Origin of the sequence: Janthinobacterium silvisoli, from assembly GCF_014200725.1 — a bacterium.
In the GTDB taxonomy this organism is placed as follows: Bacteria; Pseudomonadota; Gammaproteobacteria; order Burkholderiales; family Burkholderiaceae_D; genus Janthinobacterium.
Genome location: NZ_JACHCL010000001.1, coordinates 2,006,722 through 2,021,190, shown reverse-complemented (window position 1 = coordinate 2,021,190; position 14,469 = coordinate 2,006,722). Strand labels below are relative to the sequence as shown.

The 14,469-nt window shown below is 61.8% G+C and carries 8 protein-coding genes; 7 read left to right on the top strand and 1 reads right to left on the bottom strand.

All coding sequences use genetic code 11. The features are described from left to right. The first annotated feature begins 66 nt into the window (after positions 1-66). From HDE75_RS09055 to HDE75_RS09045, 3 genes are all read left to right on the top strand, one after another. Positions 67-2,763, top strand: coding sequence for a TonB-dependent receptor (locus tag HDE75_RS09055; RefSeq protein ID WP_409254908.1), 2,697 nt, complete (start codon positions 67-69; stop codon positions 2,761-2,763). Positions 2,764-2,882: 119 nt separating this feature from the next. Continuing rightward, positions 2,883-4,133, top strand: coding sequence for a cyanophycinase (locus tag HDE75_RS09050; protein WP_183674771.1), 1,251 nt, complete (start codon positions 2,883-2,885; stop codon positions 4,131-4,133). Positions 4,134-4,221: 88 nt separating this feature from the next. Then, positions 4,222-5,667: an IgA Peptidase M64 gene (locus HDE75_RS09045; RefSeq protein ID WP_183674774.1), complete on the top strand. Its 1,446-nt coding sequence runs from the start codon at positions 4,222-4,224 to the stop codon at positions 5,665-5,667. 13 nt (positions 5,668-5,680) lie between these two features. On the opposite strand, the gene HDE75_RS09040 is transcribed toward HDE75_RS09045, so the two are convergent. Next, positions 5,681-7,864, bottom strand: coding sequence for a TonB-dependent receptor (locus HDE75_RS09040; protein WP_183674777.1), 2,184 nt, complete (start codon positions 7,862-7,864; stop codon positions 5,681-5,683). A gap of 480 nt (positions 7,865-8,344) precedes the next feature. On the opposite strand from HDE75_RS09040, the gene fabI reads away from it, so the two are divergent. From fabI to rbbA, 4 genes are read left to right on the top strand one after another with little or no spacing between them, the layout of a single operon-like run. Continuing rightward, positions 8,345-9,118, top strand: coding sequence for an enoyl-ACP reductase FabI (gene fabI / locus HDE75_RS09035; RefSeq protein ID WP_183674780.1), 774 nt, complete (start codon positions 8,345-8,347; stop codon positions 9,116-9,118). 10 nt (positions 9,119-9,128) lie between these two features. Beyond that, the gene (locus HDE75_RS09030) at positions 9,129-10,586 is read left to right on the top strand and encodes an efflux transporter outer membrane subunit (protein WP_183674783.1); all 1,458 of its coding nucleotides are present in this window, start codon (positions 9,129-9,131) and stop codon (positions 10,584-10,586) included. Positions 10,587-10,604: 18 nt separating this feature from the next. Further along, the gene (locus tag HDE75_RS09025) at positions 10,605-11,678 is read left to right on the top strand and encodes an HlyD family secretion protein (protein ID WP_183674786.1); all 1,074 of its coding nucleotides are present in this window, start codon (positions 10,605-10,607) and stop codon (positions 11,676-11,678) included. An 8-nt stretch (positions 11,679-11,686) separates the two neighbouring features. Next, on the top strand, positions 11,687-14,461 hold the full coding sequence (rbbA, locus tag HDE75_RS09020) for a ribosome-associated ATPase/putative transporter RbbA (protein WP_311735086.1): 2,775 nt from the start codon (positions 11,687-11,689) through the stop codon (positions 14,459-14,461). The last annotated feature ends 8 nt before the right edge of the window (positions 14,462-14,469 follow it).

Genomic DNA, 14,469 nt, shown 5'->3' with positions numbered 1-14,469 from the left:
GTCAATACGCCGCGCAAGTCGGTATTGGCGTACTCTGTGCACTTGGCGCTGGGAGCCATCAGCATCATGCTGGGTAGCGCCGCACTGGCGCAGGAGCAGACCATAGATCCGGCGGCGCCGGTCGTGCCGCCTTCCAAGCTGCAGCGCGTGGAAATCACGGGATCGGCCATCAAGCGGCTGGAATCGGAAACGGCACTGCCGGTGCAAGTCATCACGCGCGCCGACATAGAAAAGGCTGGCGTGACGACGGCGTCCGAATTGATGGCGCGCGTGTCGGCCAACGTGGGCGGCCTGACCGATGGCGGCAGCATCAATGTGGGCGGCGACCAGCGCGGCTTTAACAGCGCCAATTTGCGCGGCGTGGGCACCTCATCGACCCTGGTGCTGCTCAATGGCCGGCGCATGGCCAACTTCGCCTCGCCTGGCGATGATGCGGGGGTGGACTTGAATAACATCCCGGCCGCCGCACTGCAGCGCGTGGAAATTCTGCTCGACGGCGCATCCGCCCTGTATGGCACGGACGCCATTGGCGGCGTGATCAACTTCATCACGCGCAAGGATTACCAGGGCGTGGAACTGAATGTGTATGGCAGCGGCACGCAGGAAGGCGGCGCCGGCAAGCGCACGGCCAGTATCACGGCGGGCAAGGGCGACCTGGAGACGGATGGCTACAACATCTTTGCCGTGGTCGATCTGCAAAAGACGGACCGCCTGAGTTCCTCGCAGCGCAAGTTCATTCCCAACTTGCAGATCCCGCAGCGCCTGGGGCATTTGCTGTCGAGCTTTACCAGTCCGGCCAATATCCGGCTGTCGGGCGACCAGCGCGATTATTTGCAGGATAACGGCTTCCTGCTTAATGGCCGGCCGATCACCAACCGCCAGATCAACCTGTCGATTCCGAATTGCGCGCCACCGGCCAATCTGTATCTGCCCAAGGGCACGGGTGGCGTCGATGCCTGTACCTACGACTACATGGGCGACACGGAGCTGTATCCGAAGACGGACAAGCAGAATTTGCTCACGCGCGGCGTGTTGAAACTCAATGCCGACAACCAGTTGTATGCGGAGGTGGCGCTGAGCCGTTCGCGCAGTTATTACGTGGGTTCGTCGGCGCGCGTGATCGGCTATATCGATTACAGCAAGGTTCCGCAGCTGGCCAATAGCGGCCTCGATAACATCGTCGATGACGACGGCAATCCGACGGGGCGCGAACTGGAACTGCGCATGCGCCTGAACGAAGCAGGCATGCGCACCAGCGAACTGACCAGCGAGAGCCAGCGTATCGTGGTGGGCGCCAACGGCACCGTGGGCGGCTGGGATTATGACGTGGGCCTGAACCACAGCGTCAACACCGTCAAGGACAAGGATACGCACGGCTATGTCTTGTACGACCAGCTGCTGGCAGGGATCGCCGATGGCCGCATCAATCCGTTCGGGCCATCGAGTGCTGCGGGCAGGGCGCTGCTCGACAGCATTCAGGTCAACGATGAAGTACGCCATGCGCGCGGCACGATGGACTCGCTGGACTTCAAGGTGTCGCGTGCATTGATGGCGCTGGGCGGCGGCGACCTGGCGCTGGCAGTCGGTGGTGAAGTGCGCCGCGAACGCACGGAGTTTCGTCCCTCCGCGCTGCTGATGAGCGATAACATCAATAACGATGCGGCGCCAGAAGGTGGCAAGGCCACCAGCGACAGCCGCAATGTGCAGGCCATCTACAGCGAATTGCTGCTGCCATTTACCAAGCAGTGGCAAGCGCAATTATCGGGACGTTACGACCATTACCAGCAGGTGGGTGGCGCCCTTAGTCCCAAGGTCGGCCTGACCTATATGCCCAGCAAGCAGGTGCTGATGCGCGCATCGGCCGGCAAGGGTTTCCGCGCGCCGTCGATGTCGGACCTGCACCGTCCCACGGTCTACAGCAGCACCTCGACCTTGCCTGATCCCGTGTATTGCGCTGCGGAGAACAATGACTATTCCGTATGCGCCGACAACTGGGATACGCGCCGCTACAGCAACGACAAGCTGAAACCGGAGCGCAGCCGGCAGTTCTCGGCCGGCCTGGTACTGGAACCGAGCGAGCGCTGGACTCTCAGTGCTGATTACTGGAATATCAAGCGCACGGACCTGATCAGCGAAATCGGCGACGATATCATCCTGGCCAATCTCTCCAAATACGGCAGCCTGGTACACCGCGATGCCGATGGCCTGATCGACTACATCGAACTGCGCAAGGAAAACCGCGGTGCGCAAAAAGCATCGGGCATCGACTTTACGGCCGACCTGCATGGCGTGAAAACGGCGTGGGGACGTTTCGGAGGCCACTTGAGCGGCACCTATGTGCTGGATTCGAAAATCCAGACCAGCCCGGGCGATACCTTCATCAGCAATCTGAATACTTTCGTGACCGAAGGCGTGGTGCAGCGCTGGCGCCATACGATTACGCTTGATTGGGATAATGGCCCGTATTCGGCCAGCCTGTCGAACACCTATTCGAGCGGCTACCAGGACCAGAACTCGGCCATCAATGTCGACGATGGCAGCGTGGTGGCGGCCAACCGCGTAAAGGCGTACACCATCTGGGATATGTCGGGCGCGTACGCCGTCAGCAAGCAGTTCAAGCTGCGCGCGGGCATACAGAATCTGTTCAATACCAGCCCGCCGTATTCGAACCAGGCGTATTTCTTCCTGTCTGGTTATGATCCCAGCTACACGGATCCGCGTGGCCGGCGCTTTTATGCCTCGGCTAATTACAGCTTCAAGTAAAGTCAATAAGAACGGCAAGACCCGTAGTCAGTTTCAAACGGCAAGAGCAGTGTGTATTCGTCGTCAGCGGCGCGTGTGTCTTCTATCGCGCGCCGCCTTCCATGCATCTGAAAGGCACCATGAAACCAAACGTTATCTCGCTTTACAAGTTCTGCATCACCGTTATTCTCGGCTGTGTGCTGGCATGGTCCGGCATGCCGGCCAACGCGGCGCCAGCTGCCAACACTGCGCCGCAAGGCACCCTGGTCATTATCGGCGGCGGCCTGCGGGCCGACAATGCCGAAGTCTGGCAACGCATCGTTACCCTTTCTGGCGGCAAGGGAGCTCGCATCGCGGTGCTGGCGTCGGCTTCGATCAACCCGGAAAAATCGGGCCAGAGCATCATCACCAAATTGAACCAGTATGGCGCCGACGCTTTTTTCGTGCCGCTGGGCGTCAAGCTGCGCAATAGCGATTACCGCAAGGCGGCCGAAGATCCCGCCATCGTCGCGCAAATCAAATCGGCCAGCGGCATTTATTTTGCCGGCGGCGACCAGGGCCGCATCACGCAAGCCTTGCTGCGCCCGGACGGCAGCCGCACGGCTGCGCTGGAAGCCATCTGGTCGGTCTACCGTAATGGCGGCGTGATCGCCGGCTCCAGCGCCGGCGCGGCCATCATGAGCACCACCATGTTTTATGACGCCAAGCCGGTACTCGACATGCTGAAGATGGGCGTCACCGATGGCAAGGAGATCGCGCCTGGCCTGGGCTTCATCGGCAGCGATGTCTTCGTCGACCAGCATTTGCTGGTGCGGGGCCGCTTCGCCCGCATGATCCCCGTGATGCTGAAAAAGGGGTATCACCTGGGCCTGGGCATCGATGAAAACAGCGCCATGGTGGTCGACGCCAGGCGAGACGTGGAAATTATCGGTTATAGCGGTGCGCTGCTGATCGACCTGTCGGGCGCCATCAGCGACCGGGGCGTAAAAAATTTCAACATCAGCAATGCCGCCATCAGCTATCTGGACCGGGGAGACAAGTTTAACCTCGTGACACGCGCCTTTACCCCCTCGCCGGACAAGGCAGACAACAAGCTCGATCCGAACCAGCCCGACATGCGCGAACCGGTGTTTACCAACGATATCCTCGGTAATAACGCCGTGCTGGACCTGATGGGCAATCTGATCGACAACGCCCAGCAGGAAGCCATCGGCATCGCCTTCGGCAATCCGCGCGACCCGTATCCTGACCTGGGTTTCGAGTTCAGGTTCAGCAAGACCGTCAACAGCGTGGGCTATAGCTCCACCGAAGCGGAAGCGTATTCGGTGCTGAAGCTGCGCCTCGATATCCGCCCTATCCAGCTGCGCCAGCCGCTGTACCGCTATAAATAAGCACACCACCCTGTAGCTTGCCGGCGCTTTCAAAGCGCCGGTCCTGCCGCTACAATCAAGCTTCATCTTCTACCGTCTTAGGAACGCCATGCAGCACACCCCGATACGATCCTTCCTGTGCGCGCTGGCGCTGGCCATCGGCATCCTGCCGGCCGCGCAGGCGGCCAGCCCTGGCGCCACTCCCGTGCAGCCGGCCACCATGCGCCTCGATTACCAGCATAGCGGCAATGCGCTGGGCGAACACTATGCGGTTGAAAGGGTGCTGGTCGAGCCCTTGCCGTGGCCGGGCAATATGGCGCGCACCATCGACGATAGCAATCGTGGCAACAATATGGTGGAAGTGGTCGATATCAAGACGGGAAAACTGTTGTATTCGCGCGGCTTTTCCACCGTGTTCGGCGAGTGGAGCAGCACCGATGAAGCGAAAACCACCACTCGCGCCTTCCAGGAATCGGTGCGGTTTCCACAGCCGCAGCAGCCGGTACGCGTGCGCATCCTCAAGCGCGATGAGCGCGGCCTGTTTTCGGTTGTCTGGAGCACCGATGTCGACCCGGCCGCGCAGGATGTGATCCGCAAGCAGCCGCCGGCGCCCGTCAAGCCTATCCCCATTCGCATCAGCGGCCCTTCGTCGGAGAAAGTCGATCTGCTGGTACTGGGAGATGGTTATACGGCGGCCGAGATGGGCAAGTTCGAAGCGACGGTGCGCCGCATGGTCGATCACCTGTTCAGCGTATCTCCGTTCCGCGAGCGGGCCAAGGATTTCAATGTGTGGGCGATGGCCGTACCGACCCAGGAATCGGGCGTATCGCGTCCATCGACGGGCGTGTATCACGCCTCGCCCCTGGGTACACGCTACGATATCTTCGGCAGCGAACGCTATGTGCTGGCGGTGGATAACCGGGCGCTGCGCGACCTGGCTCAGTACGCGCCGTATGAATTCATTGAAATCCTGGTCAATAACGACACCTATGGCGGTGGCGGCATCTTTGGCCAGTTCAGCACGGCGGCGGCCAATAACGACTGGGCCAATTATTTGTTCGTGCATGAATTCGGCCACCATTTTGCCGGCCTGGCCGACGAGTACTACACCTCGCCCGTGGCTTACCAGTCCAGCGGCGAGCGCCGCGAGCCGTGGGAGCCGAACGTCACGGCCTTGCATGACCCGGCCAACGTGAAGTGGAAGAAGCACGTCAAGGATGGCACGCCCATGCCGACGCCTTGGCCCAAGGAAGAATATGAAGCAGATTCACGCGCTTACCAGCAAGAGCGGGCCGAGCTGCGCAAGGAAAACCGTCCCGAATCGGAAATGAGCGCGTTGTTTCACCGCGACTTGAAACAGAGCGAGGCGCTGTTTTCGAAGGCCCCGCACCAGCACCAGGTGGGGGCCTTCGAAGGCGCCAATTACGAGGCCAGCGGCTATTACCGGCCCGAGATGCAGTGCATCATGTTCGATCGCAGCGATCAATTCTGCTCGGTGTGCCAGGACGCGATCAGCACCATCATCGACCTGTATTCGCGCCCGGCCGCTCCTTGAACTTCTAGCTGCGTCAGATATGGCCTTGCACGCCAAAGCCGATCTGGCGTGCATTGCCCAGGTTGACCAGATAGCGGCCCGTCACCGAGTCCAGATGATTGGCTGTGATGTAGGTGCGGTTGGTCAGGTTGCTGCCAAAGGCGAATAGCGACACGCCATTGGACAAGGTGTAGGCAGCCTTGGCGCCCAGGACGGTGGAGCCGTCATTGCGGTCGGTGTTGTCCGGGCTGGTGTAGTTGCTACCGCTATGCACCAGGTTCGCATTGAACAGCCAGTGGTCCGGTGTCCAGCTGAAACCGACCGACTGGGTTTGCCTTGGCGAGCGGGCAAACTCCTTGCCCGCATAATTACCCTGCGGCGTATCGAAATCGATGAAGCGCGATTTCGACAAACCCAGTGCGCCAAATAATTCCAGATGCGGCATCACCTTGCCGCGTATTTCCGCTTCCAGTCCCTGCAGGCGCGAGCTGCCCGCGTTGACGAGGTAAGTATCGAGCGTATTGCGGCCGATATCGACTTGCTGGTTGCTCCAGTCGATGCGGTAGGCATTGAGCGCCACCACCATGCCATTGCCGACCACGCCCTTGAGCGAGGCTTCATAGTTCTTGGTGAATTCCGGGCCATAGGCATTCGAGCCCCGTTCATAGCTGTAATTGACGCCACCCGTGCGGTAGCCGCGCTGCGCCGTCAGGCCGGCGATCCACGCTGGCGTCAGAGCGTAGCGCAGCCCCAGCTTGGGCAGCCAGACGGTATTGTCGGACTGCAGATTCTGCAGACCATCGGGCGCAAAAATGCCGCCGCCGATCAACTGGCCCACGATCCTGGTCGCCAGCGGCGAAGTGCCGCTGGTGGCCGTCGTCAGCACGCGGGTCTGGCGTTCGCTGTCGTAGCGCATGCCAGCCGTCGCCGTCAGCTTGCCGATCACATAATCGAATTCGCCAAAGACGGCGTGCGTTTTGGTGTCGTCCGCTTCCAGATTGCCGCGGTTGATGAATTCGCTGCCATAGGCCGCATCGCAGGCCGCCTGCACCTGGCATTGACCCGTCAGGCCCAGCACATACGACACCGGCACGCTGAACAGATCCTTCTCGCTGTAATGCGCGTTCTGATAATAAATGCCCGCCACGCCCTTCAACGAATGGCCGAACAGCGTGGTCTCGAAGTTGGCGCGTGCTTCCTGCGAAAACTGGCGGTCGATGTTTTCGCCGGTGCGGTAGCCCTGATTGAGTTCCGTGCCGTCGTAGTCCTGCACGCGCGAGTACAGATTGTGCGAATACGTGGTCAGCAGGGTGATATCGGCGCCGCCTGCCTTGAAGGTTTGTTCCAGCGCCGCCGAACGGGTGAGGTTGTCGGCATTGCGCGGATCGTTCGACAGGTTCTGGCGCGCTGCGATGGGGCGGGTCACGGCTTCCACGCCAGGGCTGCCCAATTGCTGCTTGTCGTCCACCAGCGTGACGAGTGCCTGGTAGTTATTACCGATCGGCGTGATGCGCAGCTTGGCGCGCAAGGTGTGGCCATCGTCATGGTTAAAACGTTTGTCGTTGCGGGTAGGATCAAACACATCGCCGTCGCGCTTGCGGTCTTCGAAGGTGATGCGGCCGGCCAGCACCTGATCGATGATGGTGCCGCCTCCTGCCACCGCGATGCGCTGGGCATTCTCGTTGCCGGTGCTGACGCGGTAGCTGAAGTCGGGAATGTCGGATGGGTCGCGCGTTTTCATCACCACCGCGCCGGCCAGCGAATTGCGGCCCTGGTTAGTCGACTGTGGCCCGCGCAGCACTTCCACGCGGTCTGCATCCCACACGCTGAGCGCGCTGATGTCCTGGCCAAAGCCATCTTGCTGCACGCCGTCGACGACCATGGTGATGGTGCGCCCGCCGCCACCGCCGGCCGGGCCATAGGAATTGATGCCGCGGATGGACAGGCCGCTGGCCGTCCCCACGTTGGCCATTTGTCCGGCCACGTCTTCCAGGGTGGTACTACCGGATTCGCTGATCTGGCGGCCATTGCGTGAACCCACGCTGGCGCTGCTGTCGATTTCCGTGCGTTTCAATTTGTCGCCGCTGATCACCACCTGCTCGACCTGCGTGTTGCCATCGGCCGTGGCACCAGGGACTGTCGCTGCTGTGTCATCCGCGTGTGCCTGCCAACTTGCCAATACGCTCATCAAGCCCAACACCATCACTTTGATACGCATTTTTTATGTTTACCTTTGCTGTACATAAAGTTGTGAATGAGAATTAATCTCAAAGAAAATTAATTCTAAATGAGAATGATTTTCAGTCAAAGTGAAAAAGAGTAAGAGTCAGGCGACCGTTGCGGCTTTCAAACAGTTACCCCGCATGCTCTCCCGTGTGACACCAAAAGCGGGCTCTGGTTTATATTCTGAGCTTGCTCATTTGCAATTTTTTCTCTTCTTATGTTGCAGCTGCGGTGGATGATGTAACGCTATCTTCATCGTATCGCGCTGCATCTGTGAGCGATTAGTGTTAAATATCAATTCATATTGCAAAATTTGATATAGATCAATGTTGCGCTGCCGCAATGACTCGTATAGTTGCGATGTCACAAGGAGCAGCGACGCCAGCTTGGCCTATGGCCGGTCGCTTTTCCGCTTTGCCCTGTTGTGGCAGAGCGACAGCGCACACACGATGGAGAAAAGATGAGTAATGGGAATATGAGCAATTTGACTAGTCTGCATGGCAAGAAAGGCTTGGTGATCGGCATCGCCAATGACCAGAGTATCGCCTGGGGCTGCGCGCGCGCCTTGCGCGACGCCGGTGCGGAACTGGCCGTGACATGGCTGAATGACAAGGCCCGTCCCCATGTCGAACCGCTGGCGCAGCAAGTGCAGGCGGCCATTGCGCTGCCGCTCGATGTTAGCCTGCCTGAACAAGGCGAAGCGCTGTTTGAACAAATTGCGCAGCAGTGGGGCCGGCTCGATTTTCTCATCCATTCCATCGCTTTCGCGCCGCAGCAGGATTTGCATGGCCGCGTGGTGGACACCTCGCCAGCCGGTTTTGCGCAGGCGATGGATATCTCTTGCCACTCCTTCATGCGCATGGCCCGGCTGGCCGAGCCGCTGATGCAGGGTGGCGGCAGCTTGATGACGATGAGTTATCTGGGCGCCGCAGAGGTGGTCAACGATTACGGCGTGATGGGGCCAGTGAAGGCGGCGCTGGAAGCATCGGTGCGCTACCTGGCCGCCGAACTGGGACCGGCCGGCATCCGCGTCAATGCGATTTCACCGGGGCCGCTGGCCACGCGGGCCGCCTCCGGCATCGCCCATTTCGACCGCTTGCTGGCGGACGCCGAAGCGCGTTCGCCGATGCGCCGCCTGGCCAGCATCGATGATGTGGGCGCGCTGTGCGCTTTCCTTGCTGGCGACGGTGCGCGCTCCATCACGGGCGGCACCCTGTATGTCGACGGCGGCTACAACATCCTGAATTGACTGGAAGACGATGAGCAAGCAAGTGTTTGATTTCCCCTTCCGCATCCATATCAAGCCAGCGGCCATGCTGGCTGCGGCCATGGCGCTGGCCGGTTGCGCCTCGATGGCGCCGCCCTACACGCCGCCGCCGTTGCCGGTGCCGGCGCAGTACCCGGAAGCCGATCCTGCTGGCGCGAACGCCGTCGATATCGGCTGGCGCGCGTATTTTGCCGATCCCCGTTTGCAGCAGACCATAGAACTGGCGCTGGCCAACAACCGCGATATCCGTATCGCCGCCCTGCGGGTGGAAGAAGCGCGCGCCGTGTATGGCATACAGCGCGCCGACCAGTTTCCCACCATCGGCCTGGGTGCTGCTGGCAGCCGTACACGCGTGCCGGGTGACTTGAGCCTGACGGGCCAGCCCATGACGTCGGCGCAGTACCAGGCGGGCTTGAATGTCAGCGCCTGGGAACTTGATTTCTGGGGCAGGGTGCGCAGCCTGAAAGACAGCGCGCTGCAAAACCTGCTGGCCAGCGACGAGGCGCGCCGCGCCGTCGGTCTGGCGCTAGTGGCGCAAGTGGCCAATGGCTACCTGGTGTTGCGCGAACTCGATGAACGCGTGTCGCTGGCGCGGGCCACCGTCGACAGCCGCGCCGAATCGCTGCGCATCTTTACGCGCCGTTTTGAAGTGGGTTCGATTTCCAAGCTGGACCTGACCCAGGTGGAAACCCTGCTTAGCCAGGCGCTGGCCTTGTCCGCCCAGCTGGAGCAGTCGCGCGCAGCGCAAGCGCATGCGCTGGCCCAGCTGGTGGGCGGGCCGCTTGATCTGACGCCGGACACGAGCCGTTTCGACGACGCCAGCGTGCTGTTGCCGCTGCATGCGGGCTTGCCATCGTCCTTGCTGACGCAGCGGCCCGACCTGGTGGCGGCCGAACACCAGCTGCGCGCGGCGCAAGCCAATATCGGCGCCGCGCGTGCCGCCTTTTTTCCCCGCATCAGCCTGACTGCCTCCTACGGTACGGCCAGCGCGCAATTGAGCGGCCTGTTTGATTCAGGCAGCGGCGCCTGGAGTTTCTCGCCACAGCTGGCCTTGCCGATTTTTGACGCGGGCCGGCTGCGCGCCAATATGGATTTGGCCGAGGTGCGCCGCGACGTGGCGGTGGCCAATTATGAAAAAAGCGTGCAGGGCGCCTTCCGCGAAGTGGCGGACGCGCTCTCTAACCGGCGCTGGCTGGCACTGCAGGTCGAAATCGGCAAGACCACCCTGGCTGCGCAGACGGAACGCGCGCGCCTGGCCAAGCTGCGCTACGACAATGGCGCCGCCCCCTATCTGGAAGTCCTCGACGCCCAGCGCGACTTGCTGACGGTGGAACAGCAGCTGGTGCAGACGCGCCGCGCCCTGCTGTCCAGCCAGGTCAGCCTGTATGCGGCCCTGGGCGGTGGCGCTCCCGCCGCCGATGCCGCGAATGTGGCTACTTATACCAACTAATTTGATCGCGCCGATACCATGACCCCACAACTGAAGAAGAAAATCATCCCCGCCGCGCTGATCGTGGCGGCCCTCGTGCTGGGCTATGTAGCCTGGCAAAAAATGCGACCCACCGGCCCTGGCGAAGGTTTCGTCAGCGGCAATGGCCGCATCGAGGCGACGGAAATCGACGTGGCCACCAAGCTGGCTGGCCGCGTCAACAGTATCACTGTGCGCGAAGGCGATTTCGTCAAGGCGGGCCAGCCGCTGGCCACCATGCAGGTCGATTCCCTGTCGGCCCAGCGCGACGAGGCGCGCGCGCGCCAGCAGCAGGCGTCCGATGCGGTGGTGGGCGCACAGGCACAAGTGGCCGTGCGCGAAAGCGACAAGGCTGCTGCGTTAGCGGTGGTGGCGCAGCGCGAAAGCGAACTCGATGCAGCCCAGCGCCGCCTGGCCCGTTCCGAAACCCTGTCGAAAGAGGGCGCATCATCGGTGCAGGAGCTCGATGATGACCGCGCCCGCGTACGCAGCGTGGCCGCTGCCCTGAATGCCGCCAAGGCCCAGGTCACGGCCGCGCAGTCCGCCATCGATGCAGCCAGGGCGCAAGTGGTCGGTTCGCGTTCGGCCGTGACGGCTGCTGAAGCGACCACCGCCCGTATCGACGCCGACCTGGCCGATGGCCAGCTGAAGGCGCCGCGTGACGGCCGCGTGCAATACCTGGTGGCGCAGCAGGGCGAAGTGCTGGGCGCAGGCGGCAAGGTCTTGAACCTGGTCGACCTGTCCGACGTCTACATGACCTTCTTCCTGCCCGAAACGGCCGCCGGCAAGGTGGCGCTGGGTGGCGAGGTGCGCATCATCCTCGACGCGGCGCCCAACTATGTGATTCCTGCCACGATCTCCTTCGTGGCGGCCAGCGCCCAGTTCACGCCGAAGACGGTGGAAACGGCCAGCGAGCGACAGAAACTGATGTTCCGCGTGAAAGCGCAGATCAGCCGCGAATTGCTGCTCAAGCACCTGGCGCTGGTGAAAGTGGGTTTGCCCGGCGTGGCCTGGGTGCGCCTCGATCCGAAACAGGAGTGGCCCGCTGAATTGACGGCCAAGGTTCCGCAGTGAGCGTGGCCGTGAACACGTTGGTCGCAAACACGCTTGACGCCAAGACCTTCGTTGCCAGCATCAAGGGCGTCAGCCAGCGCTATGGCGCGACGCTGGCGCTGGACGCCATCGACCTCGACGTGCCGGCCGGCTGCATGGTGGGCTTGATCGGCCCCGACGGCGTGGGTAAATCGAGCCTGCTGTCGCTGGTGGCCGGTGCGCGCGCAGTACAGGAAGGCAGCGTGATGGCCCTGGGCGGCGACATGCGCGATGGCCGCCACCGCGACGATGTCTGTCCGCGTATCGCCTACATGCCGCAAGGCCTGGGCAAGAATCTGTATCCGACTTTGTCGGTCGAAGAAAACCTGCAGTTCTTTGCGCGCCTGTTCGGCCATGACGCGGCCGAGCGCCGCCGCCGCATCGACCAGCTCACGCGCAGCACGGGCTTGCAATCGTTCCTGGAACGCCCGGCCGGCAAGCTGTCGGGCGGCATGAAGCAAAAGCTGGGACTGTGCTGTGCTTTGATCCACGATCCCGACCTGCTGATCCTCGACGAGCCGACTACCGGCGTCGATCCGCTGGCGCGGGCCCAGTTCTGGGACCTGATCGCCGGCATCCGCGTGCAGCGCCCGCAAATGAGCGTGATGGTGGCTACCGCCTATATGGATGAAGCCCAGCGCTTCGATTGGCTGGTCGCCATGGATGACGGCAAGGTGCTCGACACGGGCACGCCGGCCGAACTGCTGGCGCGCACCGACAGTGAAAACCTGGAAGCGGCCTTTATCAAGCTGCTGCCCGAAACCAAGCGCGCCGGCCATCAGCCGGTGGTGATCACGCCGCTGGACGCAGCCAGCGCAGCCGATATCGCCATTGAAGCGCAAGACCTGACCATGCGTTTCGGCGATTTCACGGCCGTCGATCATGTGAATTTCCGCATCGGCCGTGGCGAGATTTTCGGCTTCCTGGGTTCTAACGGCTGCGGCAAATCGACCACCATGAAGATGCTGACCGGTTTGCTGCCCGCTACTGAAGGCAAGGCCTGGCTATTCGGCCATGAAGTCGATTCCAGCGATATCGATACGCGCCGCCGGGTCGGCTATATGTCGCAGGCGTTTTCGCTGTATGGCGAACTGACGGTGCGCCAGAACCTGGTGCTGCATGCGCGCCTGTTCCACGTGCCGGAAAGCCAGATAGCGGCCCGCGTCGATGAAATGGTGCAGCGCTTCGACCTGGCCGAGGTGCTCGATAACCTGCCCGACAGCCTGCCGCTGGGCATACGCCAGCGTTTGTCGCTGGCCGTGGCGATGGTGCACAAGCCGGAAATGCTGATCCTCGACGAACCGACGTCGGGCGTCGACCCGATCGCGCGCGATAATTTCTGGCGCCTGATGATAGAACTGGCGCGGCGCGACCACGTCACGATTTTCATTTCCACCCACTTCATGAACGAGGCCGAGCGCTGCGACCGCATTTCGCTGATGCACGCGGGGAAAGTGCTGGTCAGCGATGCGCCGGCCGAACTGGTACGCAAGAAGGGGGCGCCTTCCCTGGAAGCGGCCTTTATCGCTTACCTGGAAGAGGCGGGCGGCGGCACGGCGCCAGCGCAGGAGGAAGAAACCCCGGCGCCGGTAGTGACGCAGGAAGAAGCTGAACACCCGCGGCGACGCAGCCGGTTCAGCAGTTTTAGCCTGGCCCGCATGCTCAGTTATATGTGGCGCGAAACGCTGGAACTGCGCCGCGATCCCGTGCGCCTGACCCTGGCGCTGGGCGGCTCGGTGCTGCTGCTGTTCGTGATCGGTTTCGGCATCAGCCTGGACGTGGAGGACTTGAGTTACGCGGTGCTTGATCACGACCAGACGAGCTTGAGCCAGAATTACACGAACAACCTGGCCGGTTCGCGCTATTTCGTGGAAAAGCCGCCGCTGCGCGATTACGCCGATCTGGATAAACGCATGCGCAGCGGCGAGCTGGCGCTGGCCATCGAAATCCCGCCCGGTTTTGCGCGTGACGTGCAGCGTGGCGCGCCCGCGCAAGTGGGAGCCTGGATCGATGGCGCCATGCCGATGCGCGCGGAAACCGTGCAAGGCTATGTGCAGGGCATGCATCAGGGCTGGCTGGCCGATCAGGCCTTGCACCGCTATGGCGTGACGATGAGCAGCCCTGTCGCCGTCGAGACGCGTTTCCGCTACAACCCTGACGTAAAAAGCCTGCCCGCCATGGTGCCGGCCGTGATCCCCATGCTGCTCTTGATGCTGCCGGCCATGCTGGCGGCGTTGTCCGTGGTGCGCGAAAAGGAGCTCGGTTCCATCATCAATCTATACGTGACACCCGTCACGCGGCTGGAATTTTTGCTCGGCAAGCAGGTGCCGTATGTGGTGTTGGCGATGCTGAACTTCGTGCTGATGGCGTTGCTGGCGGTGACGGCTTTTGATGTGCCGATCAAGGGCAGCTTGCTGACCCTGATCGCTGCCACTTTCATCTTCAATATCTGCGCCACCGGCATCGGCCTGTTCGCCTCGACCTTTACGCGCAGCCAGATCGCGGCCCTGTTCGTGACCATGATAGGCACCATGATCCCGGCCATCCAGTTTTCCGGCCTGCTCAATCCCGTCTCGTCGATGGAAGGCACGGGCAAGGTCATCGGCCTGATTTATCCGGCCACGCATATGCTCAATATCAGCCGCGGCATTTTCAACAAGGCGCTGGGTTTTTCAGACCTGCACGCCTCGTTCCTGCCGCTCTTGATCGCCATTCCCGTGATCCTCGGCGTGACGGTCGCATTGCTGAAGAAACAGGAGAGCTGATGGTTAAC